The 25391-nt window shown below is 68.7% G+C and carries 25 protein-coding genes and 3 tRNA genes; 13 read left to right on the forward strand and 15 right to left on the reverse strand.

The genetic code is table 11. The features are described 5' to 3' along the window. Positions 1-6: 6 nt before the first annotated feature. The 3 genes from trpS to secB are packed head-to-tail and all read right to left on the reverse strand — an operon-like array spanning position 7 to position 3192. Positions 7-1029, reverse strand: coding sequence for a tryptophan--tRNA ligase (trpS, locus tag ST3T6A_RS0108410; RefSeq protein ID WP_019832475.1), 1023 nt, complete (start codon positions 1027-1029; stop codon positions 7-9). A gap of 35 nt (positions 1030-1064) precedes the next feature. Continuing rightward, positions 1065-2651 carry a murein biosynthesis integral membrane protein MurJ gene (murJ, locus tag ST3T6A_RS0108415; protein WP_019832476.1) on the reverse strand — a complete coding sequence of 529 codons (1587 nt, stop codon included), beginning with the start codon at positions 2649-2651 and terminating at the stop codon, positions 1065-1067. Positions 2652-2685: 34 nt separating this feature from the next. Then, positions 2686-3192 (reverse strand): protein-export chaperone SecB, encoded by a 507-nt coding sequence (gene secB / locus ST3T6A_RS0108420; RefSeq protein WP_019832477.1) that lies wholly within the window; start codon positions 3190-3192, stop codon positions 2686-2688. A 205-nt stretch (positions 3193-3397) separates the two neighbouring features. Between secB and ST3T6A_RS0108425 the strand changes: the two genes are divergently transcribed. Genes ST3T6A_RS0108425 through ST3T6A_RS0108435 form a run of 3 tightly spaced genes read left to right on the forward strand, consistent with a single transcriptional unit; the run spans position 3398 to position 5809 of the window. Then, on the forward strand, positions 3398-4057 hold the full coding sequence (locus ST3T6A_RS0108425; protein WP_019832478.1) for a Tim44/TimA family putative adaptor protein: 660 nt from the start codon (positions 3398-3400) through the stop codon (positions 4055-4057). Further along, complete coding sequence (gene mltA, locus ST3T6A_RS0108430) at positions 4054-5298, forward strand: murein transglycosylase A (RefSeq protein ID WP_019832479.1); 1245 nt, start codon at positions 4054-4056, stop codon at positions 5296-5298. Before ST3T6A_RS0108425 ends, mltA begins: the two co-directional genes overlap by 4 nt. Next, on the forward strand, positions 5273-5809 hold the full coding sequence (locus ST3T6A_RS0108435; RefSeq protein ID WP_019832480.1) for a Smr/MutS family protein: 537 nt from the start codon (positions 5273-5275) through the stop codon (positions 5807-5809). The genes mltA and ST3T6A_RS0108435 overlap by 26 nt, the downstream gene beginning before the upstream one ends. A 561-nt stretch (positions 5810-6370) precedes the next feature. Here the strand turns inward: ST3T6A_RS0108435 and dapE are convergent. Continuing rightward, positions 6371-7501: a succinyl-diaminopimelate desuccinylase gene (gene dapE / locus ST3T6A_RS0108445; RefSeq protein ID WP_019832482.1), complete on the reverse strand. Its 1131-nt coding sequence runs from the start codon at positions 7499-7501 to the stop codon at positions 6371-6373. Between the two features lie 44 nt (positions 7502-7545). Between dapE and ST3T6A_RS0108450 the strand changes: the two genes are divergently transcribed. Then, positions 7546-7995, forward strand: coding sequence for a cupin domain-containing protein (locus ST3T6A_RS0108450; protein ID WP_019832483.1), 450 nt, complete (start codon positions 7546-7548; stop codon positions 7993-7995). On the opposite strand, the gene ST3T6A_RS0108455 is transcribed toward ST3T6A_RS0108450, so the two are convergent. From ST3T6A_RS0108455 to rpmH, 6 genes are all read right to left on the reverse strand, one after another. Then, entirely contained in the window at positions 7986-8657 is a 672-nt protein-coding gene (locus ST3T6A_RS0108455) for a glutathione S-transferase family protein (RefSeq protein WP_019832484.1), read from the reverse strand. The genes ST3T6A_RS0108450 and ST3T6A_RS0108455 overlap by 10 nt on opposite strands. A gap of 51 nt (positions 8658-8708) precedes the next feature. Further along, on the reverse strand, positions 8709-9365 hold the full coding sequence (gene yihA, locus ST3T6A_RS0108460; RefSeq protein ID WP_019832485.1) for a ribosome biogenesis GTP-binding protein YihA/YsxC: 657 nt from the start codon (positions 9363-9365) through the stop codon (positions 8709-8711). Then, positions 9362-11065: a membrane protein insertase YidC gene (yidC, locus tag ST3T6A_RS0108465; protein WP_019832486.1), complete on the reverse strand. Its 1704-nt coding sequence runs from the start codon at positions 11063-11065 to the stop codon at positions 9362-9364. The genes yihA and yidC overlap by 4 nt, the downstream gene beginning before the upstream one ends. 39 nt (positions 11066-11104) lie before the next feature. After that, positions 11105-11332 carry a membrane protein insertion efficiency factor YidD gene (yidD, locus tag ST3T6A_RS0108470; RefSeq protein ID WP_019832487.1) on the reverse strand — a complete coding sequence of 76 codons (228 nt, stop codon included), beginning with the start codon at positions 11330-11332 and terminating at the stop codon, positions 11105-11107. Next, positions 11329-11595: a ribonuclease P protein component gene (gene rnpA / locus ST3T6A_RS0108475; RefSeq protein ID WP_019832488.1), complete on the reverse strand. Its 267-nt coding sequence runs from the start codon at positions 11593-11595 to the stop codon at positions 11329-11331. Before rnpA ends, yidD begins: the two co-directional genes overlap by 4 nt. A gap of 71 nt (positions 11596-11666) precedes the next feature. Further along, complete coding sequence (gene rpmH, locus ST3T6A_RS0108480) at positions 11667-11801, reverse strand: 50S ribosomal protein L34 (protein WP_019832489.1); 135 nt, start codon at positions 11799-11801, stop codon at positions 11667-11669. A gap of 278 nt (positions 11802-12079) precedes the next feature. Between rpmH and ST3T6A_RS0108485 the strand changes: the two genes are divergently transcribed. Beyond that, positions 12080-12352, forward strand: a complete 273-nt coding sequence (locus ST3T6A_RS0108485; protein WP_235785755.1) for a hypothetical protein — start codon at positions 12080-12082, stop codon at positions 12350-12352. Between the two features lie 18 nt (positions 12353-12370). On the opposite strand, the gene ST3T6A_RS0108490 is transcribed toward ST3T6A_RS0108485, so the two are convergent. Then, positions 12371-12685 (reverse strand): hypothetical protein, encoded by a 315-nt coding sequence (locus tag ST3T6A_RS0108490; RefSeq protein WP_193378622.1) that lies wholly within the window; start codon positions 12683-12685, stop codon positions 12371-12373. Between the two features lie 96 nt (positions 12686-12781). Here ST3T6A_RS0108490 and ST3T6A_RS0108495 point away from each other — a divergent pair, with 96 nt between their 5' ends. From ST3T6A_RS0108495 to ST3T6A_RS0108505, 3 genes are all read left to right on the forward strand, one after another. Then, on the forward strand, positions 12782-14290 hold the full coding sequence (locus ST3T6A_RS0108495; protein ID WP_019832492.1) for a YifB family Mg chelatase-like AAA ATPase: 1509 nt from the start codon (positions 12782-12784) through the stop codon (positions 14288-14290). A 15-nt stretch (positions 14291-14305) separates the two neighbouring features. Continuing rightward, positions 14306-14830, forward strand: a complete 525-nt coding sequence (locus ST3T6A_RS0108500; RefSeq protein ID WP_019832493.1) for a DUF805 domain-containing protein — start codon at positions 14306-14308, stop codon at positions 14828-14830. 229 nt (positions 14831-15059) lie between these two features. Continuing rightward, positions 15060-17288, forward strand: coding sequence for a beta-glucosidase (locus ST3T6A_RS0108505; protein ID WP_019832494.1), 2229 nt, complete (start codon positions 15060-15062; stop codon positions 17286-17288). Positions 17289-17307: 19 nt separating this feature from the next. On the opposite strand, the gene ST3T6A_RS0108510 is transcribed toward ST3T6A_RS0108505, so the two are convergent. The 3 genes from ST3T6A_RS0108510 to ST3T6A_RS0108520 form a co-directional block, all read right to left on the reverse strand. Then, positions 17308-19635, reverse strand: coding sequence for a glycoside hydrolase family 31 protein (locus ST3T6A_RS0108510; protein ID WP_019832495.1), 2328 nt, complete (start codon positions 19633-19635; stop codon positions 17308-17310). Positions 19636-19762: 127 nt separating this feature from the next. Next, positions 19763-21310, reverse strand: coding sequence for a M56 family metallopeptidase (locus ST3T6A_RS20810; protein ID WP_019832496.1), 1548 nt, complete (start codon positions 21308-21310; stop codon positions 19763-19765). Beyond that, positions 21307-21678 (reverse strand): BlaI/MecI/CopY family transcriptional regulator, encoded by a 372-nt coding sequence (locus tag ST3T6A_RS0108520; RefSeq protein WP_019832497.1) that lies wholly within the window; start codon positions 21676-21678, stop codon positions 21307-21309. Before ST3T6A_RS0108520 ends, ST3T6A_RS20810 begins: the two co-directional genes overlap by 4 nt. A 157-nt stretch (positions 21679-21835) precedes the next feature. On the opposite strand from ST3T6A_RS0108520, the gene ST3T6A_RS0108525 reads away from it, so the two are divergent. The 5 genes from ST3T6A_RS0108525 (at position 21836) to ST3T6A_RS0108545 (ending at position 24550) form a co-directional block, all read left to right on the forward strand. Then, positions 21836-21920: transfer RNA gene (locus tag ST3T6A_RS0108525), tRNA-Leu, on the forward strand. Between the two features lie 444 nt (positions 21921-22364). Continuing rightward, on the forward strand, positions 22365-22880 hold the full coding sequence (locus tag ST3T6A_RS0108530) for a CAP domain-containing protein (protein WP_019832498.1): 516 nt from the start codon (positions 22365-22367) through the stop codon (positions 22878-22880). Positions 22881-22965: 85 nt separating this feature from the next. After that, positions 22966-24246 carry an AI-2E family transporter gene (locus ST3T6A_RS19700; protein WP_019832499.1) on the forward strand — a complete coding sequence of 427 codons (1281 nt, stop codon included), beginning with the start codon at positions 22966-22968 and terminating at the stop codon, positions 24244-24246. Positions 24247-24280: 34 nt separating this feature from the next. Continuing rightward, a tRNA-Asp gene (locus ST3T6A_RS0108540) sits at positions 24281-24357 on the forward strand. A 116-nt stretch (positions 24358-24473) separates the two neighbouring features. Beyond that, positions 24474-24550: transfer RNA gene (locus tag ST3T6A_RS0108545), tRNA-Asp, on the forward strand. Positions 24551-24616: 66 nt separating this feature from the next. Here the strand turns inward: ST3T6A_RS0108545 and ST3T6A_RS0108550 are convergent. Then, positions 24617-25183 (reverse strand): helix-turn-helix domain-containing protein, encoded by a 567-nt coding sequence (locus ST3T6A_RS0108550; RefSeq protein WP_019832500.1) that lies wholly within the window; start codon positions 25181-25183, stop codon positions 24617-24619. Positions 25184-25391 lie beyond the last annotated feature (208 nt).

Here is a 25391-nt window from a genome sequence, read left to right on the forward strand (position 1 = left end):
GATCTGTCACCGGGTTTCGCGCGTGAGCCCAAGTGCCGAATAGGCTCCCGCGACGATCGGCTCGGCCGCCGCGCGCGCCTTGGCTGCGCCGTGGGCGAGGATGCGGTCCAGCTCCGCCGGATCTTTCTCCAGCTCGGCGAGACGTCCCGAAATGGGCCGAAGAGTCTCGACGAGCAGCTCGGCCAGCGCCGGCTTGAACGCGCCGAAGCCCTGGCCCGAGAAGCGCGCCAGCACGTCCGCCACCGACTCGTCGCTGAGCGCGGCGTAGATGCCAATGAGGTTCTTCGCCTCGGGGCGGGCGTCGAGATCGGCCGGGTCGGCGGGGATGGGTTCCGGGTCGGTCTTGGCCTTGCGAATCTTCGACGCGATCGTGTCGGCATCGTCGGTCAGGTTGATGCGGCTCATGTCCGACGGATCGGACTTGGACATCTTCGCACCGCCATCGCGCAGCGACATGATGCGCGCCGCGGTCGGCGGGATCATCGGCTCGGGCTGGATGAACAGCTCGGTCTCGAAATCGGTGTTGAACTTGATCGCGATGTCGCGCGCGAGCTCGAGATGCTGCTTCTGGTCGTCGCCGACCGGCACATGGGTCGCGCCGTAGATCAGCACGTCGGCGGCCATCAGCACCGGATAGGTGAACAGCCCGACCGAGACGCCCTCGCGATTCTTGCCGGCCTTGTCCTTGAACTGGGTCATGCGGTTCAGCCAGCCGATCCGCGCGGTGCCGGAGAGGATCCAGGCGAGCTCGGCATGGGCCGAAACGGCGGCCTGGTTGAACAGCACGGACCTGGTCGGGTCGATCCCCGCCGCGATCAGCGCCGCCGCCATCGAGCGGACGTTGCGCGCCAGCTCCTTGGGGTCGTTGTGCACGGTGATGGCGTGGAGATCGGCGAGGAAGAAGAAGCACTCGCCGCCGTCGCGGGCCACTTCGTCCTGCATGCGGACCCAGTTGCGGATCGCACCCAGATAATTGCCGAGATGAAGGTTTCCGGTGGGCTGGATGCCCGAGACGACGCGTTTTGCCATAGTGGCGACGCGTGTCGCCCGCGCAGACGCTCAGGTCAAGCGCGGCGGCGGCGGAGCAGCGCTTTCGTCTCGCGCCAGTCGAACGCGCCGAACAGGAAGGCGCAGCCGAAATAGCAGACTCCTGCCGGTACGATCAGCAGCAGCAGCGCCACGATCCGCGCGCCGAGCGAACCGCCCGCCCGCGCCGCGCACAGCGGGTCGAGCCACAGCAGCAACGCCGCCATCGCCAGCGCCGCCAGCGCGAGCCGGATGGCGCGGCGCTTGAGCTGCGCGTCGATCGAGAAATGCCCGCGCCGGTGCAGCACCCAGTAGAGCAGCCCGACATTGATCCACGCGCAGCTCGCGCCCGAAATGGCGAGGCCGACATAGGACAGGTTGGTGCCGAACACGAAGAAGAGGTTGAGCGCCATGTTGCACGCCATCTCGGTCATCGCGATGCGCACGGGCGTCCTGGTGTCGGCGCGGGCGTAGAAGCCGGGCGTGAACACCTTGATGAGGATGTAGGCAGGCAGGCCGCACGAGAAGGCGGTCAGCACCGCCGCCGACGCCTGCGTGTCGTGCGCGGTGAAGGCGCCGGTCTGGAACAGCGCGCGGATCAGCGTGGTCGAGCCGATCATCAGCCCGGCGGTCGCGGGGAGGGTGAGGAGCAGCGACAGTTCAATCGCGCGGTTCTGGGTGACGATCGCGGCTTTCTCGTCGCCCTGACCGATCTGGCGCGAGATGACGGGGAGGATCGCGGTGCCGACGCCGATGCCGACCAGCGCGAGCGGCAACTGGTTCAGCCGGTCCGCATAATAGATGTAGGAGACGGCCCCCTGGCCGAGGAAGCCCGCCGCCAGCATGGTGATGACGAGCAGGTTGAACTGCACCGCCCCAGCGCCGATCGCGGCGGGCCAGATCACCGAGAGCAGCTTCTTCACCTCGGGGTTGAGGGTCGGGCGCTTCAACCTCAGCCTCACCCCCGCCGAGCGCGCGGCGAGGATCAGCCACAGCAACTGCGCGACGCCCGAGATGGTGACGGCCAGCGCCTGCGTGTGCGCGATGTCGATCGCGTTGTTGCCCCGGAAGAAGAGCAGCGCGACGATCATGCAGATGTTGAGCAGCACCGGCGCCGCCGCGTTCACCCAGAAGCGGTTGAGCGAGTTCATGATGCCGCCGAGCAGCGACACCAGCGAGATCAGCGCCAGATAGGGAAAGGTGAGCTGGGTCAGGTGGACGGCCAGATCGAACTTGGCCGGTCCGCCGCCTTCCTTGAAGCCGAAGGTGATGAGCCACACGATCGGCCGCGGGAAGGCCATGATGAGCGTGGTGAACACCGCCAGGAAGGGCAGCAGCACCGAGAGGACATTCTCGGCGAAGCGCAGGCCTTCGGGCAGGCCCTCGCGCCCTTCCGTCTCCGCCTGTCCGACCACGCGGTTGAACATCGGCACGAAGGCGGCGGAGAAGGCGCCCTCGGCGAAGAGGGCGCGGAACAGGTTGGGCAGGCGCCACGCGACCAGGAAGGCGTCGTTGGCGAAACCCGCGCCGACGAAATGCGCCATCAACTGGTCGCGGACGAAGCCGAGGACACGGCTGGCGAGGGTCAATCCGCCGATCGTGGCGGTGTTCTTGACGAGACTCATCCGGTGCCGCGTCCCCGGCTTGCGATGTCGGTGATCAGGCCTGACCGGCCGGCTCGCCCATGATCCCGCCCTGCTGGGCGAGCTGCGAGAAATAGAGCGCGTTGAAGTCGATCGGATCGAGCATCAGCGGCGGGAAGCCGCCGTCGCGCACCGCATCGGCCACCACGCGGCGGGCGAACGGGAAGAGCAGGCGCGGCGCTTCGCCGAGCAGGAAGGGCTGGAGCGCCTCGGCCGGCACGTTGCGCAGCGCGAAGAGGCCGCCATAGAGCAGCTCCAGCTTGAAGGCGACGCCTTCCGGAGCGGTCGCCGTGATCTCGATGCGCAGCGCGGACTCATGCAGCTCGTCGGCCACCTGCTGGGTGCCGATGTTGAACTGCACGTCGATCTGCGGCTGGTTCGGCCAGTTGTAGACGGCCGGAGCGTTCGGATTCTCGAAGGAGAAATCCTTCACATACTGCGCCATCATGCCGACCTGCGGCGCGCCCTCCTCGCCGTCGGGCTGCGGCACGGTCAGGAAATCGGGGGCCTCGTTCTCGGCCATCTGGCGTCATCCTTGTTGGCTTGATCTGGCTGCCCGCGCAGCGCGCGAAGGCATGAGGGGCGCGTAGCAGCCGTGCCCGGCAAGGGCAATGCCACCCGCCCGCGAGACGGGCCGACCGTGCGAGATTTGAAACCGGAGCCCGGCTCCCCTATGTAGGGGGCGAGTTATGACCTGCGGGCGCGGTGTGCCCGGCTGTGGAGGTTCGGTGCCCGAGATCATCATCCTGGCTTGCGTCGCCCTGTTTGTCGGCCTGCGGCTCTATGCCGTGCTCGGCCGCCGCACCGGCCATGAGCAGTCGATCGTCAAGCCCGCGGACGTTCAGCCTTCGTCGCTGGTCGTCCGCCCGGCCGCCGAACCCGTGGTGGAGCGCAAGGCCGAAGCCGTGGGAGCGGCTTCCGCGATGATCGATCCGCATGCGCTGGACGGCGTCCGCTCGCTCGTCTCGGCCGATCCGCATTTCGATGTGGCGGGTTTCCTCGAGGGCGCTCGCTCGGCCTATCGCATGGTGCTGGAGGCGTTCTGGCGCGGCGACGAGGAGGAGCTTCGCCGCCTCGTCGACGACGAGGTGTACGACGCCTTCCGCGAATCCATCGAGGCGCGCCGCGAGGCGGGCGAGACGGTGGAGAACCGCCTCGTCGCGATCGAGCGCGCGCAGATCCACAGCGCCGGCATGGCCGGGCAGATGGCGGTGGTCGCCGTCCGATTCGATGCCGACATCGCCGCCGTCACCCGCGACGCCGAGGGCAATGTCGTCGCCGGCTCGCTGACCGACGCCGTGCAGACCCACGACCTCTGGACGTTCAGCCGCAACGTGCGGATCGACGATCCCAACTGGACCCTGATCGAGACCGACGAGGCGGCATGAGCCGTCTTCGGCTCGCGGCCGTCGCCGCGCTCGCGCTCAGCGTATCGGCCTGCGTCGCGCCGCACGGCGAGGCGCCGGTGCGGCCGGTGTCGCCGCCGCCCGTCCATCCGGCGCCGCCGCCTTCCACGGGCGGCAAGGGGCCGGTCCCCACCGTCACCACCGGCACGGCGCTGACCGCCGGCGTGCGGCCGGGGCCGTCGATCACCTCGCTGCCGATCGATCCGGTGCGGGCGCGAGGGGCGCTGGCGGCGTTCCGTCTGTCCTGCCCGGCGCTGCTCAAGCGGACGGACAAGAGCGGCCTCACCCGCGCCACCGACTGGCAGGGAGCCTGCACGGCGGCGCCCACCTGGCCCGATGCGCAGGCCGTGGGCTTCTTCCAGCGTTATTTCGAGACGGCGCAGGTGGGCGAGGGGCGGCTCTATGCCACCGGCTATTTCGAGCCCGAGATCGCCGCCTCGCTCCAGCCCGCGCCGGGCTATGGCGTGCCGATCTACGGTATGCCGGACGATCTGGCCGAGGCGGACCTCGGCCTGTGGGCGGCCGACCTCAAGGGCCGCAAGATCCGCGGCCATGCGGTGAACGGCAAGTTCGTCCCTTACTTCGACCGTACCCAGATCGAGACCGGCGCAATGCAGAGCCATGCGCCGGTGCTCGCCTATGCGGCGGACAAGATCGAGTTCTTCTTCCTCCAGATCCAGGGCTCGGGCCGCCTGCGCCTGCCCGACGGCAGCGTGATGCGGATCGGCTATGCCGGGCAGAACGGCCTTTCCTACACCGGCATCGGCAAGGCGATGATCGCGCAGGGGCTCATCACGCCCGACCAGGGATCGATGCAGGGCATCGTCGGCTGGCTGCGCGCGCACCCCGATCAGGCGGACGGCGTGATGCGGCAGAACCGCAGCTTCATCTTCTTCAAGCCGCTGACCGGCCCCGGCCCGCTCGGCGCCATGGGCGCTCCGGTGACGCCGCGCGCCACTGTGGCGGCGGACCCGGCCTTCACGCCGCTCGGCGCGCCGGTCTGGCTCTCGGCGGACCGCACCGATGCGGCAGGCCTCTGGGTGGCGCAGGACACCGGTGGCGCGATCAAGGGCGCCAACCGCTTCGACACCTTCTGGGGCGCGGGCGACGACGCGGCGCGAATCGCGGGCGGCATGTCGGCGCGGGGGACCGCCTATCTGCTGCTGCCGGTCGGCACGGTCGCACGGCTGAACGGCGATGCCGGACAAGCCGCTCGACCCTGAAGCGCGCGCGCTCTGGCAGCGTGTCGCCGAGACCGTCCGGCCTCTGAAGGGGCGTCGCCTGCTCAGGAAGGCGGCGCTGCCGGCGGTGTCGGTCGAGAAGCCGATTCCGGTCCGCGCGCCCACGCCCAAGCCGATCGCGAAGGCGACCACGCCCGGCGACACGCTCGATGCCGGCTGGGACCGGCGGCTGCGGCGCGGCGTGGTGGGGCCGGACCTAACAATCGATCTCCACGGCTATACATTGACGGCGGCGCATGAGGTGCTGGAGGCGGAACTGGGCCGCGCGATCCAGCGCCATGCGCGGCTGGTGCTGCTGGTGACGGGCCGCCCGCCGCGCGACTCGACCGAACGGATCGACGGCCGCCCGGTGCGGGGCGCGATCCGGGCGTCGATCGGGGACTGGCTGCACCACTCGCGCCACGCGAGCCACATCGCGGCGGTGCGCAGCGCGCACCCGCGCCATGGCGGGGCGGGGGCGCTCTATGTGGTGCTGCGGCGAACGCGGGGGTAGGGGAGTATCTTCCTTCTCTTTACGGAAGGAAGCTTCTTTGTCGGGTTTTGCCCAATTGCAGTCGTGGACAGCCAAGCCTTGCTTCCGCATAAGTGACCGATGCGTTGGTGAGACGAGGAAGAATAAAATGTTGCTCTACGGCATCATCCTCACACTCCCTTGCGTCGCGATGCTCCTGTTCCCGAGCCGGCGAGTTCAACGTGTGGAAGATCGCATAGCACACGGTGAAGACAGATTTTTCGAAGAACAGCGCACCTACCAGAGCTACTCGCACCTACGAAGTGCGAGGGCTATTCGTATCTTGGGCGCACTCGGGACCATCTGTGGCGTGGGTTATTGCCTCATGCAGATTTACGCGAGGTAAGATCCGCTTCTCGCGGTCGTCGCGCCGAAACCTGCCCGACCGTTCTCCACCAATCCCCGTCATGCCGGACTTGATCCGGCATCCAGAGCCATAAGCGTCTTCTCATCCGGCTCTGGACCCCGGCTCGAGGCCGGGGTGACGATCAGGGAGTAGGCGGGGAGGCGTACGATGGGCGCGGGCTTTCACCCGTTCCGCCCTTACCCCACCACCTTCCGCAGCACCGCCTCGTAGATATCCGCGAGCTGCCGCAGGTCATCCACCGCCGCGGCCTCGTCCAGCTTGTGCATCGTCGCGTTCGGCAACCCGAACTCCACCGTCGGCGCGATCTGGGAGAGGAAGCGGGCGTCCGACGTGCCGCCCGTGGTCGAGAGTTGTGCTGTGATTTCCACCACCTCATGGATCGCGTCCGACACCAGCGTCGACAAGGCGCCCGGCTCCGTCAGGAACGCCTCGCCCGAGATCATCGCTTCCACCGTCGCGCGCGGGGCCTCCTCGGCGACGATGCGGCGGATCTCGGCCTCCAGCGCATGGCCCTTCTGCTCGTCGTTGAAGCGGATGTTGAGCCGCGCCCGCGCGCTGCCGGGGATGACGTTGGTGGCGGTATTGCCGACCTCGACGTCGGTCACTTCGAGATTGGAGGGCTGGAACCAGGCATTGCCATGATCGAGCCGCCAGCTCTGGAGCCGCTCCAGGATGCGCACCAGACGCGTCACCGGATTGTCGGCGAGGTGTGGGTAGGCGACATGGCCCTGCGTGCCCGGCACCTCGATCCACGCGTTGATCGATCCGCGCCGGCCGATCTTGATCGTGTCGCCCAGCCGCGCGTCGGAGGTGGGCTCGCCGACGAGGATCATGTCCGGGCGGATGCCGCGCTCGGCCATCCATGCGATGATCGCGCGGGTGCCGTGGATGGCGGGGCCTTCCTCGTCGCCGGTGATGAGGAGGCTGATCGTGCCCTTGTGATCCTGCACCCGCTCGGCCGCCGCGATGAAGGCGCCGATCGCGCCCTTCATGTCGACCGCGCCACGCCCGTAGAGCAGGTCGCCCCGGATCGCGGGCTCGAACGCGCCCGAGGTCCAGCCGCTGCCCGCCGGCACCACGTCGCTATGGCCGGCGAAGGCGAAGTGCGGCGTGCCATGGCCCCGAATCGCAACTAGGTTCTCGACCGGTCCGTGCGGCGCCTCGCCCGAGGTGAAGCGGTGGACGGTGAAGCCCTGCGCCTCCAGCGCCTGCGTCAGCACGTCCTGCGCGCCGGCATCGGCGGGGGTGACGCTGGCGCAGCGGATGAGATCGGCGGTGAGCGCCACGGGATCGATTGGACCGGTCATGCGACAGCGGTTAACCTTATGGGCGCGACTTGAACAGGTGCCCTATGCCCCGGATTGACCTCAATACGATCGAACCGAAGACCGGCAGCGGCTATCCCGAGCCCTACAACCTCGCGGCGCAGAAGCGGCAGGTTCGTCCGCTCTCACGCCCGGTGGGGCTGACCGACTTCGAGGCCAATCATGTCATCCTGCCGCCGGGCGCCTGGTCCAGCCAGCGGCACTGGCACGAGGGCGAGGATGAGTTCCTCGTGATGGTCGCCGGCAGCGCGATGCTGGTCGACGATGCGGGCGGGACGCCACTCTCGCCCGGCGATTGCGCGGCCTTCCCCAAGATGGACGGCAACGGTCACCACATCGTCGCGGGTGAGCAGGGCTGCACCTTCGTGGTGATCGGGGTCGCCGAGACGAGCCTCTGCCACTATCCCGATGCCGACCTGCTCTACGACGCGGCCGCCGACCGCTATCTGCACAGGGACGGGACGCCTTACGCCTGATCCGGCAGCGTCTCGAACTTCTCGATCACCCAGTCCTCGGCCTGCGCGCCGGCGATCCAGTCCTGCATGAAGGGGTGCGAGAAGATCGCCTGCATATAGGGCAGCGCGAAGCGCGGCACCGGCAGGGCGTAGGTGACGATCCGCGTGCAGACGGGCGCGAACATGATGTCCGCCGCGCTGAACTGGCCGAACAGGAACTCCCCGCTGCTGCCGAAGCGCGCGCGGGCCTGCGCCCAGAGCTGGTAGATGCGCGCCAGATCGGCCTCCACCGCTTCGGAGGGCTTATAGTCCGGGAAGCGGCGGCGGATGTTCATGCTGCATTCGCGGCGCAGCGCCGCGAAGCTCGCATGCATCTCGGCGGCCATGGAGCGGGCCATGGCGCGGGCGGCGTCATCCTCCGGCCAGAACTTCTCGCGGCCGACGCGATCGGCCAGCCAGTCGACGATGGCGAGCGAATCCCACACGACCGTGTCGCCGTCCCACAGGATCGGCACCTTGCCGGAGGAGGGAGCGAACTCGTCGCCCTCGCGGATCTTGTCCCAGCTCTCGTCGTACAGCGGGACGACGATCTCCTCGAAGGGGAGCCCCGATTGCCGGACCGCGAGCCAGCCGCGCAGCGACCAGGAGGAATAGGCCTTGTTGCCGATGATGAGCTTGAGCATGGGCCGGGTTGTCGCGGGGCTTCGGCCCAGCGTCAACCCGGTGCGGGAACCTCAGGCTGAGATCGCGTCCAGAACGGCGGCGCGCAGCTCCGGGATGCCCGCGCCCGTCTCGCTGGACGTCGGCAGGATCACGGGATGCGCGGCGACATGCTTGCGGGCTTCGGCCTCCGTCTCGGCCATCACCCTGGCGAGTTCGGTCGGCTTGATCTTGTCCGCCTTGGTGAGGACGAGCTGGTAGCTCACCGCCGCCTTGTCGAGCATCGTCATCAGCTCGCGATCCACGTCCTTGAGGCCGTGGCGGCTGTCCACCAGCACCAGCACGCGCGACAGGACGGCGCGGCCGCGCAGATAGTCGTTCACGAGGAATTTCCAGCGCTTCACCATGTCCTTCGGCGCCTTGGCGAAGCCGTATCCCGGCATGTCCACCAGCCGGAAGGCCAGCGGTTCGCCCACGTCGAACAGGTTCAGCTCCTGCGTCCGCCCCGGCGTGTTCGACGTGCGGGCCAGCGCGCTGCGGTTGACGAGCGCGTTGATCAGCGTCGACTTGCCGACGTTCGACCGCCCGGCGAACGCCACTTCCGGGGCGTTCGGATCGGGCAGGAACTTCAGGTCCGGCGCGGACTTGAGGAAGGCGACGTGGCCGGCGAACAGCTTGCGCGCCGCCTCGATCCGCTCCGCCGCCTCTTCCGGGGTGAGCGTGTCGTTCACTTGGCCTCCGCCGGTGCCGGCGCCGGATTGCGCCGGTTGAGCCACTGCATCTGCGCGACCGTGATGAGGTTGGACGCGATGTAGTAGATTTGGAGGCCCGCCGCGAAGGGCGACATGATGAACATCATGAACCACGGCATCAGCGCGAAAATCTGCTTCTGGCTCGGGTCCATCGACATCTGCGGGTTGAGCTTGAACTGGAGCCACATGGTGATGCCGAGCAGGATCGCCAGCACCGACAGATGCATGAAGCCGGTCGGCTCGAACGGCAGGAAGCCGAACAGGTTGACGGGCGTCAGCGGATCGGGCGCCGAGAGATCCTTGATCCACAGCATGAAGGGCTGGTGGCGCATCTCCAGCGTCAGCGTCAGCACCTTGTAGAGCGCGTAGAAGATCGGAATCTGGAGGAAGACCGGAAGGCAGCCGGCGAGGGGATTGATCTTCTCCTCCCGGTACAGCTTCATCATCTCCTCCTGGAGACGCGGCTTGTCGTCCTTGTGGCGCTCCTGGAGGGCCTTCATCTTCGGCTGCACCAGCTTCATCTGGTGGGCCGACTTGAACTGCTTGTGGGCGATCGGGAACATCACCGCGCGGACGAGGATCGTCAGCAGGATGATCGCCACGCCGAAATTGCCGACCTGCTTGAACAGCCAGTCGAGGATCTTGAAGATCGGCTTCTCGAACCAGATGAACCAGCCCCAGTCGATCGCGCGGTCGAGCTTGGCGATGCCGGGCTTGCCGACATAGCGGTCGAGCAGCGCGGCATCCTTGCCGCCCGCGAACAGATAGGACTGCACGGTGGCCGACTGGGTGGGCGACACCGTCTTGGGGGCGACGCTGAACTCGGCCTGATACTGGCCGTTCAGGCCGCGGAACTCGGCGTCGACCGGCTGCGACTGGTCGGGCGCGACCGCGGTCAGCCAATATTTGTCGCCGAAGCCCAGCCAGCCGCCGGTGGTCTGGAAGCTCTTGCCGGCGGCGCCGGCCTCGTCGAGATCCTTCCAGTCGACCGAATAGTCGGCGGCGTTGTTGAACACGCCGATCGGGCCGACATGCTGCGCGTGGCTGGTCGGGTCCTTGGACTGGCCGGTGCGGTTCACGAAGCTGTAGGGGCGGGTGATGATCGCGGTCTGCGCGCCGTTGGTGACGCTCTGCTGGACCGTGAAGAGATAGCCGTCGTCGACCGAGAGCTTGATGGCGAAGGCCTGGCCCTGGCCGTTGTTCCACGTCAGCGTCACCGGCTTGTTCGGCGCGAGCATGTCGCCGGTCGCCGTCCAGAGGGTGTTGGCGTTGGGCAGCGCCACGCCCTGACCCGTCCAGCCGAAGCCGGCGAAATAGGCGTCCGACGAACCTTCCGGCGAGAAAATGCGGACGGGCGGCGAATCTTTGGCGATCGTCTCGCGCTGGGTGGTGAGCACGAGGTCGTCGAGGCGCGCGCCCTTGAGGTCGATCGAGCCGGCGAGCAGCGGCGTCTCGATCTTCACGCGGGGCGATTCGGCGAGCACGACATTGCGATCGCGCACGGCGGCGGGGCCGTTCGGCACGGGCGTGGCGCTCGGCAGCGGGACCGTCTTGCCATGCACGATCTGGGTGCTCGGCTTGTTGGCGGTCGGGAAGACGCGGTCAGAGATCAGCGCCCAGCCCAGAAGCACGAGTGCGGACAATACGAGCGCGAGGATCAGGTTGCGCTGTTCGTTCACCGAAACACCCCCAAGAGGAAAAGCAGATGCGGGGCCCCGTCAGGGCACCGGGTCATATCCATGGCCGCCTAGCGGGTGGCAGCGGCAGATGCGCCGCGCCGCCAGCCAGGAGCCGCGCGCAGCGCCATAGCGCGTCCAGGCCTCGATCGCATAGGCCGAACAGGAAGGAATGAAACGACAGGTCGGCCCCATCATCGCGGAAGGGCCCGCCTGCCAAGCGCGCGCGACGGCGACGAGGCCGCGCGTGGCGAGGCCTCCGGTCGTCATCGGGCGAGCTTTCGGAGGGCCGCGCCGAGCTCGTCGCGCAGCAGGGCGAAATCGCGCTCGATCCCGCCATTGCGGCCGATCAGGATATGATCGGCGCCCGCGAATCCGTGAGAGGGGAGCAGTTCGGCGGCGAGCGCGCGGAAACGGCGCTTCATGCGGTTGCGGACCACCGCATTGCCGACCTTCTTGGTGATGGTGATGCCGACGCGCATGGTCGGATCATCATCCTCGCGCTTCCTCACCAACAGCACGAAGCCGGGCATGGCCCGGCGCAAGCCTCCGTTCGCCGCGAGGAAATCCGCGCGGCGCCGGAGTTTCGTGAGGACGAGGTCGCTCAGGCCGAGAGCGACTTGCGGCCACGCGCGCGGCGAGCGGCCAGAACCTTGCGGCCCGACGCGGTGGCCGAGCGGTTGCGGAAACCATGGCGACGCTTGCGCACGAGGTTGCTGGGCTGGAAAGTGCGCTTCATCGGTCAATCCCTTGAACGTCTGCGAACGAAAAAGGGCCGCCGGAAGGTGGCGGCCACGGTTGCCGGGTCCGATAGGGAAAGGGGGCCGAAGAGTCAATCCAAACCGGCAGTTGGCCGCGATATGGTTTGACCGGCCGCTCCGGGACAGGATGCCGGAGATGGTTTCGGGCCACCGGCGGGCATGGCGGCGCTCCCGGCGATCCGATATGATGCCGCCGGTTTCAGGGCGCGGAGAATGTGTCATGTTCAGGCGAATGCCCGTGATGTCACTGGCCGGCATGAACGCGGTCAGTGCGGCTGTCTCCGTGGCGATCATCTATTTCGCCTTCCGGGATTGGCCCGCGCGTTACGCCAGCCACAGCCTGTCTTGGAGCGTCGTGGCCTTCTTCCTCGCTTTTGTGAGCCTCTCGATCGCGGGAGTGATCGCGACGGCGCTTTATGCGCACCGGAAGCGCGAGACCCTCCTGCGCGTGGCCGCGGCGCCGGCGGTGCTGTTGGGGGCAGGCTTCGCGCTGGGGGTTCTGAAGGCGGCCCTGACCGGGGATTTCTAGAAGCGGCCGGAATCTCTGTCAGGCGGCAAGATTCTGGGAGGGCGACAGCTTTTCCCGTTCCCGCCGGCGTCGTGCGCTTGCCCGGCGCATTCCCCAGTCCACCCATTCGCCGAGCCTGGGCCAGCGGCGCTTGGCGCGGACATAGAAGCGGCGCGCCCAGGGCGAGGTCTCCAGCAGCAGCGCGAATCCCGCCGCCAGCACGAAGATGCCGCCCGGCCCCGGCAGCAGGCCCACGATCGGTGCCGCCAGAATCAACACCCAGCCCAGCGCGAACAGCACATGCTGCATCGCGTGGGTGCGTCGCCAAGCCTGCCATCGTGCGCGCCATGTCATCACGGATGAATGTGGGGCAGGCGTGTGACAATCGCAATCGCTGGACAGGCGCTTCGGCGCGGTTAGGGTGCGGATCGGGGCATATCGGGGGGTGGCGTGGTCGCGATTGTCTCGACCGTGGCGTTTCTGGGGCTGGAGGCGAGGGCCGTCGAGGTGCAGGTGCAGCTCGCGGCGGGGTTGCCGGCGTTCGTCATGGTCGGCCTGCCCGACAAGGCGGTGGGCGAAAGCCGCGAGCGGGTGCGCGCCGCGCTCGCCGCGATCGGGCTGGCGCTGCCGCCCAAGCGGATCACCGTCAATCTGTCGCCGGCCGACCTGCCCAAGGAGGGCTCGCATTTCGACCTGCCGATCGCGCTCGGCCTGCTCGCCGCGATGGGCGTGGTGGACCATGAGACGCTGAGCGGCTTCGTCGCGGTGGGCGAGCTGGGGCTGGACGGGCGGGTTGCGCCCGCGCCGGGCGTGCTGCTGGCGGCGCTCCACGCGTCCGAGCAGGAGAAGGGCCTGATCTGCCCCGCCGCACAGGGGCCGGAGGCGGCGTGGGCGGGGCGCATCGAGGTGGTCGCCGCGCCCGATCTGCTGGCGCTCATCAACCATCTGAAGGGCAGCGGCCAGATCGCGCCGCCGGGCGCCGGGCAGGTCGAGCCGCCGGTGATGGGGCCGGACCTCAAGCAGGTGAAGGGGCAGGAAACCGCCAAGCGCGCGCTGGAGATCGCGGCGGCGGGTGGACACAACATGCTGATGGTCGGGCCGCCGGGGGCGGGCAAGTCGCTGCTGGCGTCCTGTTTGCCGGGCATCCTCCCCGATCTGGCCCCTGCTGAGGCGCTGGAGGTGTCGATGGTGGCGAGCGTCGCGGGAGAGCTTCCCGGCGGCCGGCTGCTCCGTGCCCGGCCGTTCCGCAGCCCGCATCACTCCGCCTCGATGGCGGCGCTGACCGGAGGCGGCCTGCGTGCGAAGCCGGGGGAGGTGAGCCTCGCCCATCTCGGCGTGCTCTTCCTCGACGAGCTGGCGGAGTTCCAGCGCCCGGTGCTCGACTCGCTGCGCCAGCCGATCGAGACGGGCAGGGTGTCGGTCGCGCGGGCGAACGCGCATGTCACCTTTCCGGCGCGGGTGCAGCTCGTGGCGGCGATGAATCCGTGCCGGTGCGGACATCTCGGCGACGCCTCGCTCGCCTGCGCTCGCGCACCCCGCTGTGCGGCCGATTATCAGGCGAAGGTGTCGGGGCCGCTGCTCGATCGCATCGATCTTCATGTCGAGGTGCAGGCGGTGTCTGCCGCCGATCTCGTCCTGCCGCCGCCCGCCGAAGGCTCGGCCGAGGTCGCCGGGCGTGTGGCCGGGGCGCGGGGCGTGCAGACGGCGCGCTACCGGGGGCATGCCGCCCGCACCAACGCCGAGGCGGACGGCGACCTGCTCGACCGCGTCGCCACGCCCGACGAGGCGGGACGCGCGCTCCTCGCGCAGGCGGCAGAGGCGATGCGCCTCTCCGCGCGCGGTTATCATCGCGTCCTGCGCGTGGCGCGGACCATCGCGGATCTGGCGGGCGCGGAGACCGTTCAACGCCTCCACGTCGCGGAGGCGCTGAGCTATCGGCGGAGGGCGCCGGTCAACTGACAGGGAGGAAAGACGATGGAATGGATGATCCTGCCGCTCAAGCGCTACGCGCAGTTCACCGGCCGTTCGACGCGCCGGGAGTTCTGGATGTGGGTGGTGTTCCTCATCATCGTCTCGATCGTGCTCAGCGTCCTCGACGGGGTGCTGGGGCTCGGCGGTTCCAACAGCGTTACGCACACGAGCCTCGCCGGGCCGGACGCGACCGGCTTCAGCTATGGCGCGACGACCCACGGGGGCTGGCTCACCGGCCTGTTCAGTCTGGCCGTGCTGGTGCCCAACATCGCGGTCAGCGTCCGCCGGCTGCACGACATCGACCGCAGCGGCTGGTGGATCCTGATGCCGCTGGCGCCCTATGCGCTGGGCGCGATCCTGATGGCGGGCGCGCACGCTTTCATCGTGGCGGGACTGGCGGTGTTTCTGGGCTTCGTCGGCGCGATCGTGCTGCTGGTGTGGTACTGCCTGCGCGGCACGCCCGGTCCTAACCGCTTCGGCCCCGATCCGCTGGCTGACATGTCGGACCTCAACGAGACGTTCCGCTAAGCGGGGACGTGCGAGCGCTACCATTAGAGGCTTGACCCGGACAGCGTTGTCGTCCGACGATAGGGCCGCGCCGCGACACAGACAGGCGGCGCGAGGAGGGGCATGGCCAGTTCAGCGATCGGGGCGCACGGGCGCCTTCCGGATATCGCCTGGCCGATGCTCCGGGGCGGACCGTTCCGGCCTGCCCCGCCATCATCGCCGACCGTCCGGCCCACCTGAGAGGATGCCCATGCGCGCTTCGTTGTTCCTGACCACCGCCGTCGCCTGCGCGCTGGCGAGCGCGGCCACCGCCGCCATCCCGGCCGTGAGCCCCACCGCCTGGAAGAACACCGCGCTCTCGGCCGATCAGCGCGCCGACCTGCTGGTGAAGGCGATGACCGAGGACGAGAAGCTGCTGGTCGTCACCGGCTATTTCGGCGTGCAGCAGGATTGGAACAAGTTCCAGTTCCCCGAGGCGCGGCTCCAGTCGGCGGGCTTCGTGCCGGGCGTGCCGCGCGTCGGCTTCACCCCGCAATGGCAGAGCGACGCCGGCAGCGGCGTTGCGACGCAGGGCGAGGCGACCCCGGCGCTGGAGCGCACCGCGCTGCCGTCGGGCATCCTCAGTGCGTCCACCTGGGACCCGGCGATGGCGGAAGCCGGCGGCCGCATGGTCGGCGCGGAGGCGCGCGCGTCGGGCTTCAACGAGCAGCTCGCCGGTGGCATCGATCTCGATCGCGAGCCGGGCAACGGCCGCAACTTCGAATATGGCGGCGAAGATCCGCTGCTCGCCGGCACGATGGTCGGCGCCTTCATCAAGGGCATCCAGTCCAACAGGATCGTCACCACGATCAAGCATTACGCTTTCAACGATCAGGAGACGGGCCGCAGCACGGTCAACGTCCATATCGACCCGACGGCGGCGCGGATGTCCGATCTGCTCGCCTTCCAGATCGCCATCGAGAAGGGCGATCCGGGCTCGGTGATGTGTTCCTACAACCTCGTGAACGGCGCACACGCCTGCCAGAACGACTGGCTGCTCAACAAGGTGTTGAAGGGCGACTGGGGCTATAAGGGCTTCGTCATGTCGGACTGGGGCGCCCAGCACGACACGGTGAAGGATGCGCTGGGTGGGCTGGATCAGGAGACGGGCGTCTCCAAGGCCGACAATTATGTCTGGCGCGACAAGCTCAAGGCCGCGATCGCGAGCGGCAAGGTTCCGATGGCGGTACTCGACGACAAGGTGCGCCGCATTGCCCGCGCGCTGATCGCGAGCGGCGCGATCGACGATCCGGTCGCGCCCGGCCCGATCGATTTCGCCGCCCATGCCAAGGTGTCGCAGGCCGACGCCGAGGCCGGCATCGTGCTGCTGAAGAATGAGGGTGGTATCCTGCCGCTCGCCGGCTCGGCGAAGACGATCGCGATGATCGGCGGTCATGCCGATGTCGGCGTGCTGTCGGGCGGCGGCTCGGCGCAGGTCTATTCGCCGGGCGGCAATGCCGTGCGCGGGCTGGGCCCGAAGGCGTGGCCGGGGCCGATCGTCTATGACAAGTCCTCGCCGGTCGAGGCGCTCAAGGCCGAGCGGCCGGGCGCGGCGATCTCCTACAACGCCGGCACTGATCCGGCGGCGGCCGCGGCGGCGGCGAAGGGGGCGGATGTCGCCATCGTCTTCGTGACGCAGTGGACGGCGGAGTCGCTCGATTTCCCGCTGACGCTGCCGGACAATCAGGATGCGCTGGTCGCGGCGGTGGCAGCGGCCAATCCCAACACCATCGTCGTGCTGGAGACGGGCGGCGCCGTCACCATGCCGTGGATCGGCAGCGTGAAGGGCGTGGTCGAGGCCTGGTATCCCGGCACGCGCGGCGGTCCCGCCATCGCGCGGGTGCTGACCGGCGCGGTCAACCCCTCGGGCCATCTGCCGATCAGCTTCCCGCGCTCGGCCGAGCAGTTCCCCCGCGCGACGATCGCGGGCAAGGGCCTGCCCGAAACACAGGTGTTCGACGTCACCTACAGCGAAGGCGCGGCGGTCGGCTACAAGTGGCTGGACAAGCAGGGCGCGACCCCGTTGTTCCCGTTCGGCCACGGCCTCAGCTATACGAGCTTCGCGGGCGACGGTGTCTCGGCGAAGCTGGTCGGCGCGGACCTTCGGGTGAGCTTCCGCCTGCGAAATATAGGCAAGGTGGCGGGCGCCGATGTCGGCCAGATCTATGTGTCGCCGGTGGCGGGCGGCTGGGAGTCAGCCAAGCGGCTCGGCGGCTTCCGCAAGCTCATGCTCAATCCGGGGCAAGTGGGGGAGGCGACTGTCACGGTCGATCCGCGCCTGCTCGCCGTCTGGGATGAGGGCCGTCATGGCTGGCACGTCGCTGCCGGCCGCTATCGCGTGACGCTGGCCACGTCTGCGGCCGATCAGGGGGAGAGCGTGGAAGTGACGTTGCCCGAGCGCTGGCTCCCCGCAGGGCAGGGCGTGAAGGGCGGCGCCTGAACGGCGCCGCCCTCCCGCGTCACTCGCCGATGATGCGGACGAGCGACGCGGGGGCCTGACCCGTCGGCAAAGTGCCCGTCGCCGTGAGGCGGCGGGCCTTGTCGTCCCAGTTGAGCGTGGTGGTGCGGCCCGCCTTCGTCGTCACGCCATCGTCGTCGAACAGCGTGAACTGGGCGTCGCGACCCGGATAGACGCGGATTTCCTCCAGCGGCTGCCTGGTCATCGTGCTCGACACCTGCGCGCCCATCGGCACGATCGAGCCCGCGCGGACATAGAGCGGGATCTTGTCGATCGGCGCCGCCGCCTCGATCCACTGGCCGCCGGCGATGCGCTTGTTGGTCCACCAGTCATACCAGTCGCTGCCGGTCGGCAGGTAGACTTGGCGAGCTGTCACGCCCTGATCGGTGACGGGCGCCACGAGGAAGGCCTGCCCCAGCATATATTCGTCACCGATGTTGGCGACGGCCGGGTCGTTCGGGAAGTCCATGAACAGCGCGCGCATGAAGGGCGTGCCCGTCTCGCTCGTGTGATGGCCGAGGCTGTAGAGATAGGGGATGAGCGCGTAGCGCAGGCGCAGGAACTGCTCCAGCACAGGCTCCGCCGCCTTGCCATAGGACCAGAGCGCCGTCGCCGGGCGCTGGCCGTGGATGCGCAGCGTCGGCGTGAAGGTGTTGTACTCGAACCAGCGGGTGAACAGCTCCGGATAATCCGGGTAGCTCGGGGGGGCGGCATCCGATCCGGCCGGGTCGAGCAGCAGCGGGCGCTCCGGCGTATGCGCGCCGGGGGTCTGCCAGCCGCCGGTATCGCTGCTCCAATAAGCGAGGCCCGTGGCGGTGAAGTTGAGGCCCGTCGGCACCTGACGCTTCAGGGCTTCCCAGCTCGAATCCACGTCCGACGACCAGAACAGGCAGCCGTTGCGCTGCGCCCCCAGATAAGCGGCGCGGCACAGGATCAGGTTACGGAAACCGGGGCGATCCTTGGCCGAGCCCTCCGCCACGCTCGCCGTGTGGAGCAGCGGGAAGACGTTGTGATACCGGTCGCCCGAGCCGATCGAATAGAAGGCGCCGTCCGGCACCAGATCGGGCTCGGTCTCATCGAGCCAGAACCAGTCGAAGCCCTTGGACGCGATATTGTCGCGGATCTTGCCCCAGAACCACTGGCGCGCATCCGGGTTGGTCGCATCGAGCAGTGCCCCCGCGCGGTCCGAGCGGATGGCGAGGCCGTCGATGGGATTGCCGTCCTTGTCGTGGAGCAGCCATTCCTTCGAGGCGAGGAAGTTGAAGTAGCGTGATTCCTTCTCGAAGCGCGGCCACACCGATATGATCGAGTGCATCCCCATCGCGTGCAGCTTGGCGTTCATGGCCGAGGGATCGGGGAAGGCGGTGGGATCGATGTCGAGCTGGCCCATCCGCGTCCAGTAGAACCAGTCGAGCACCATCACGTCGAGCGGCAGCTTGCGCTGGCGATAGCCCTCGGCGACCGACATCAGCTCGGCCTGGCTCTCATAGCGCGCCTTGCTCTGGATGAGGCCGAAGGCAGCCTTGGGCGGCAGCGGGGTCGGGCCGGTCAGCTTGGCGTAGCCGGCGGCGAGGTCGTCGCTGGTGGGACCAGTGACGACAAAGAAGGAGACGCGCTCGCCGACTTCGGAAGTGATGTGGGTGCGGCCGTTGAGGCCCGCCGACACGGTGGTTGCGGCCGGGTTGTCCCAGAGGATGCCGTAGCCGTGGCTGGAGATGAGGTACGGCACGCAGACCGTCTCGCCGGCCGGCGCGTCGTAATTGTGGCGGCAATCGATGGTGCGGCCGCGCAGATCGAGGATGCCCTCCTGATTCTGGCCGAGGCCGTAGAAATGCTCGTCCGGCGTCGTCGAGAAGCTGGCGCCGACGCGGAAGGTCTTTTCGCCGTTCACGGTGTGGGGCGCCATGTCCCAGCCGTTCATGGTGACGATCGGCTTGCCGTCCGCGCCCTTGATGATGACGGTCGCGCCGGGGAGGGCAGGCGCGAAATAACGCTGCATCTGGGTCGGCGGCGTCGGCTGCGGGCCGGTGGCGACGGTGACGTTCAGCTTCGACGAGGCGAAGACGTCGCCGCTCGCGTCGGTCGAGTGCGTCCAGCCCGTCGCGTCGGCATGGGCCGAGAGGCCGTAGCCCGGCTTGTCGGCGGAGAGCGCCTCGTCGGTGGCGATCGTCACGCGGACGATATTGGCGGCATAAGGTTCGATCGAGACGAAGGCGCCATAACGATCGACGGTCGCCATCGGAGCGGCCGCAGCGGCCGAGGAGAGGGTGATAGCGGTAACAGCCGTCGTCAAACTCAGCCAGCGAAGGCGGCGCGTCTTCTCGGTCATGATCGTCCTTGAGATCGTGGAGGCTCAATCTACCAAATATCGCATTTATCAGAGAATGCGAGGCAGAAGGGCCGCGACCTTCGGATGGGTTGCACCGGACAGGGCCGGCGCACCCATCCGGGAACGCTCAGTGGCTGTCGTTCTGGAAGGCTGCGAGAGCGCGATCACGGGCGGCGAAGGCGCGCTCGCGCACCTGCTCGGCGGCGGCCAGTGCGCGCTCGCGCTGGGCCTCGGCCTGGGCAAGGGCACGGTCCCGCTGCGCGTCGGCCAGAGCGAGGGCCTGTTCGCGCTGCATCTCGGCGTGCGCCCGCGCGCGCTCGGCGGCGGAGAGGGCTCGATCCCGCTCGCCCATCGCGTCGCTGACGATCTTGTCGATGTCCCGTCCGCACAGCGCGAGCGTCTGCCAGTCGGCCGTTTCGGAGACGGGCGTCCCCTGCGCGCCGCAGGTGGCGGCCATCGCGTGGCGGGTGGAGGCGATCTGATCCCGCGCCATCATGGATTCGACCGGGTGCCCGGGATGCGCCACGCGGGCAAGGGCGGCGGCGCGGTGGGCCTCGGCGGCTTCGCGACGGCCTTCCGCGGCTTCGCGGCGCGCTTCGGCGGCCTCGCGGCGGCCTTCCTCGGCGGCGCGGCGCGCTTCCTGCCGCGCCTGTTCGGCATCGGCACGGATCTGGGCGATGTCCGCCTGCGAGAGGATGACGGGCTCGGCCGTGTTCGCCTCGCCCGAGGCGGTGACCAGCAGGCCCGTGCCGATCGCGCCCAGCGCCAGCATGCCACCCAGCCACAGGCGGGCCGAGCCGACCGGCCGGCGCGCCATCGTCTGGAGGCGGCGCTTCAGTTCGGCCTTGTGGCTGAGCGCGCAGGCGACGCCCGGCATCCGGGCGGACACCGACTTGAGGACGGCGCTGCCATAGGCGTGACGCTCGGCCGCGCTGACGCCCGCCAGCACGGTGGCGTCGCAGGCCAGCTCCTGATCGGCGCGGAACAGGCGATAGGCCTTGTGCGCCAGCGGATTCCACCAATGGAGCGCCAGCACGAAGAGCGCGACCAGATTGGCGAGGATGTCGTTGCGGTCATGATGCGCGCCCTCGTGCAGCAAAGCGAGCCGGCGCTCCGCCGGGCCATAGCGCTGCATGAAATCGGCGGGCAGGAAGATGCGGCGCTTGAACACGCCGGCGGCGACGGGGCCGTCCACCTGCTCGGTGATGAGGATGTCGACGCCGCACTCGCGGGTCAGCAGCACCGCCGAGCGCATCGCATGGCGCAGGAAGCCCAGATAGCGCAGCATCTGCCAGCCGAACCAGAGCGCCGCGCCGCCCAGCCACAGGACCATCAGCATCTCGGTGAAGGGGATGTGATGCGGTACGACGGCAGGCGGCAGGGGCGGCAGGGGAGCCGATGGCGGCAGCGGCACGGACGGCGGGGTTGCCAGCCGGACGGCACTGGCCGGATCGACGAGGCCGACGACCGAATGGCCGGGAGCGACATGCCACACCGGCACATAGAGCGTCCGCCAGCCCGGCAGCGACGGCATCAGGAAGCGCAGCGCCGGCAGCGCCCACAGCCAGTAAGCGACGCGCGGGCCGAAGGCGACGGCCGCCGGCTTACGCAGGGCCAGCACGAGCAGCGCCAGCAGGGTGGTGGCGATCAGGGTCTGAAGGGTCCACTCGGTCACGGCCGCAACTCCTTGAGGAGGGCCTCCAGTTCGGCGATGTCGTCGGGGGTGAGGCCGTCGCCCTCGGCAAGGTGCGCGACCAGCGGCGCCGCGCGGCCGCCGAAGAGGCGGTCCACCAGCCGGCGGGATTCGCCCGCCACATAGCGCTCGCGCGCCACCGCCGGGCGATAGAGATAGCGGCGGCCGTCTTCCTCATGGGCCAGAACGCCCTTGGCGAGCAGCCGGCCGAGCATGGTCTTCACCGTCCGGTCGCTCCACTCGCGCGACGCATCGATGCGTTCCGTGACTTCGGCGGCGGTGAGCGGTTCGTCCGCCGACCACAGCGCCTCCATCACGACAAGCTCCGCTTCGCTGATCCGTTCGGACACCGGGCACGACTCCATCGATTACAGGTGTAGTCGTATATGACTACGAATGTAGTCGTCAAGCCCGGCCGGGCAGGTGCCGTTCCATCTGGCGTTCGCCTCTCACCTGTTGCATAGGAGCGCGCGAAGGGCGTCCATGTCCTTCCAGCCGAGCGGCTGCGCGGGCGTGGTGAAATTGGTAGACGCGCCGGACTCAAAATCCGGTTCCGCAAGGAGTGTCGGTTCGAGCCCGACCGCCCGCACCATCGGCCGACCGGGAGTCGGCACCTTTCTTTATTCCTGTCGCCCTACGCCAATGGTCGAACGCGGTCCGTCCTGACGGTCGCAGTAAATGGTCTGTTAAGATCATGGGGCCACAATCCCCTGCCGAAAAGGGTGGCGGCTTTCGAAGAGCTGCCTCTGTCCGTTCGAACAAGCCGCCAAGTCGGCTTGTGTATCGGTTCGTTGCGTATGTGTCGTTTGCGGAACGGCGGCGGAATGGGATCATGGCGATGACATGACCGAACCGCGCGACGGGGCGTGTTCTGCTTGGCCCTGTCGTGCGGCGGAAGGGTTGCAATCTGCAACGCAGGGCTTAGGCGATCCCTGCCTTCGCGCGAACGAGTCGCGGGGTGCGGCGGCGGCGGCCCTCTCTGGGCCGATGGTCCTGATCGTTGCTGCGGATTTCAACGGAATCGAGGATCGGGACGATGCGCTCTGGCTTCGTGCTGGCGGTGTTGGCGGCTGTGCTCCCTTCGGCGCCGGCCTTTTCGATGGGAATGACGCTCGGCGAGCGGGCGACCGTGCTCGCCGCGCACAACAGCGAACGCGCCGCCGTCGGCGTGGGGCCGATCCTGTGGAGCCCGAAGCTCGCCGCCGATGCGGAGCGCTGGGCCGTGCACCTCGCGCGGATCAACACCATGATCCACTATGGTTCGATGGGCGAGCCCGACAATGGGGAGGGGGAAAACCTCTTCATGGGCACCGCCCGCGCCTATCGGGTGGATCAGATGATCGGATACTGGTCCGACGAAAAGCGTGTCTTCCGCCGCGTCCGCCGCTGGGATCAGAACGGCCGGACGTTCGAGGCTGTCGGCCACTACACCCAGATGGTCTGGCGCGACACGCGCGAGGTGGGCTGCGCGATCGCCAGCAACTCCCAATATGATTTCCTCGTCTGCCGCTATGCCCGGCCCGGCAACGTGCTGGGGAGTCGCCCCTTTTAAGTCTCGCGCCGACATCGCGAAGCCCGGCCGGTCGTGCTAAGCGCGGACAGGCGGCCGGGCGGTCGATGGTGGAGCAAGGCTGGCGATGATGGGGCAGTCCAAGGCGGACGGCGTGACGAACGACAATGGGGACGGGGACGAGCTGCCCGACCTCACGGCGTCCGCGCCTGAGCCGGAGCCCGCACCCTCCGCCGCCGAATCGAAGGCCACCGCCGCGGCGGCCGAGGGCGGCTATCATCGCGACCGTCTGCTCGCCTCGATCGCGCTCGCGATGGGGCTGGGCCTTGCGCTGGCGCTGCCCTTCGCGCTCCGGGCGGGGGCGGAGTTCTTCCTGCCCGTCACCGCCGCGCTGGTGATCGCGATCGCGCTGGTGCCGCTGCTCGAATGGCTGGAGCGGCGCGGCGTGCCGTCGGGGCTGGCAGCCTTCTTCTGCCTCGTCTTCTTCCTCGGCATCGCCAATGTCGCGATCGCGGCGATCGTGGTGCCGGCGAGCAATTGGGTGTCGCTGCTGCCCGAGCGGCTGGGCCGCATCCGCACCACGGTGCGCCCGCTGGTCGACGTCTATTCGAGCCTCAACCGCTCGATCAACGAGATGGCCAACACCATCGCCCTCCACAAGGCGGCGCACGCGCGCACGGTGACGATCGAGACGCCCAACTCGCTGCTCTCCCTGCTGACCACCTCGGCGCCGTTCGCGATCATCCAGATCTTCTTCGCGATGCTGGTGATCTATTTCTTCCTCGCCGGCTGGACGCGGGCGCGCCGCCACACCATCACCAGCCGCGCCACCTTCGACAGCGCCATGACGCTGGCGCGCGTGATCCAGGAGGTGGTGGACGCGACATCCCGCTACATCGCCACCATCACCACCATCAACGTGACGCTGGGGCTGATCGTGGCGGGCGCGGTCTATGTGCTGGGGCTGCCGACGCCGCTGATGTGGGGCGGGCTGGTCGCGCTGCTCAACTATGTCCCCTATCTCGGGCCGATCGCGGCGGCCGCGCTGCTCGGGCTGGGCGGGCTCATGACCTTCGCCGATCCCTGGGCCGCCGCCATGCCGCCGCTGATCTTCGTGGGGCTTCACCTGATCGAGGCGAATATCGTGACCCCGATGATCGTGGGCCGGAAGCTCACCATCAGCCCGCTGCTGATCCTTGTCGCGCTCAGCTTCTGGGGCTGGGTGTGGGGCACGGTGGGCGCGGTGCTGGCGGTGCCGCTGCTCATCATCATCCACACCGTGCTCGATACGGCGGGCAGGCCGGATATCGCGGGTTTCCTGTTCGAGCGCGGCACGCTGGCGGGACGAGCGAAGAAAGATTGGGAAGGGCGCAACTCGCCCGTTGACAGGGTGGGGAGCGTCCCTTAGAGGCCCCTCCACCCCAGCGATGGGGTGCCAAAGCGCGGGTGTAGCTCAGTCGGTTAGAGCGCCGGCCTGTCACGCCGGAGGTCGCGGGTTCGAGCCCCGTCACTCGCGCCATTTGGAACTGGAGCCTGGGCGCCGCAACCGCCTGGCAGGCTCCCGCCTCCCGGAACAGGTCCGGGTATCCCCGGTGCCTTGGAAGGTGTAACGTCCCAGCCGTGGGACGCTGATGCGCGGGTGTAGCTCAGTCGGTTAGAGCGCCGGCCTGTCACGCCGGAGGTCGCGGGTTCGAGCCCCGTCACTCGCGCCATTCACGAGAACAGGCGGCCTCCGTCGGGAGCCGCCTTTTTTCTTGTCCCGCGAAGAACTGAATCGTTCAGCCGAGCGAGCGCACCAGCCGCGTCGCGACTCCGATCCACGGCGGGTCGGCGATCACCTGCTGTCGTCCGCCGCCCGCCAGCGGCAGGACGTGGAGCCGATCCGGATCGCGGCCGATCAGTCGCCCGAACAGGAAGCGCCCGGCCGGGCGCGGCAGCAGCACGTCGCGGTTGAGCGCATGGCCGAAGGCATCCGGCGCCAGCCTGTCGAGCCAGAGGATGTCGCCCGCGCGATAGTCGCCCTGTCCGGCCTCGACGATCAGCGCCAGCGCGCCCGCTTCGGGGCGGGGCGGGGTCACCACCGAGGACTGGCGCGGCGCGACCGCCCCGCCTGCGCCGAGGATCGCGGCCACCGGCAGGTCCGCCACGTCGGGCAGGCGCACCAGATCGGCCGCCTCGACGCCCAGCGCCTTGGCGATGCGGTTGAGCCAGCCGACCGACACGGTGCGCGTGCCCGTCTCGAGTCGGCCGATGGTCTGCGCGGTGGTGGGGGGCTCGCAGCGTTCGGCCACTTCGGCGAGGGTCATGCCCTTGGCGCGGCGCACATCGCGGATGCGAGTGATCATTCTGCCTCCATAACCGAACCGGTTATTCGCTTTCCTACATCATATCCTTTGTGGCATCCGATGCCAGCCGGAACGTAAGGAGAACAAATCCATGATTCGTCCGCTGAGCGTGCAGGGCCAACGGGTAATCGAGGCGATCGGCGCGGGGAGGCGGCTCCAGCGGCGGCCGGGGGGATGGGCGGCGGGACCTCTGGTCGCGCCGGACAGC

Origin of the sequence: Sphingomonas sp. PR090111-T3T-6A (assembly GCF_000383095.1) — a bacterium.
In the GTDB taxonomy this organism is placed as follows: Bacteria; Pseudomonadota; Alphaproteobacteria; order Sphingomonadales; family Sphingomonadaceae; genus Solisphingomonas.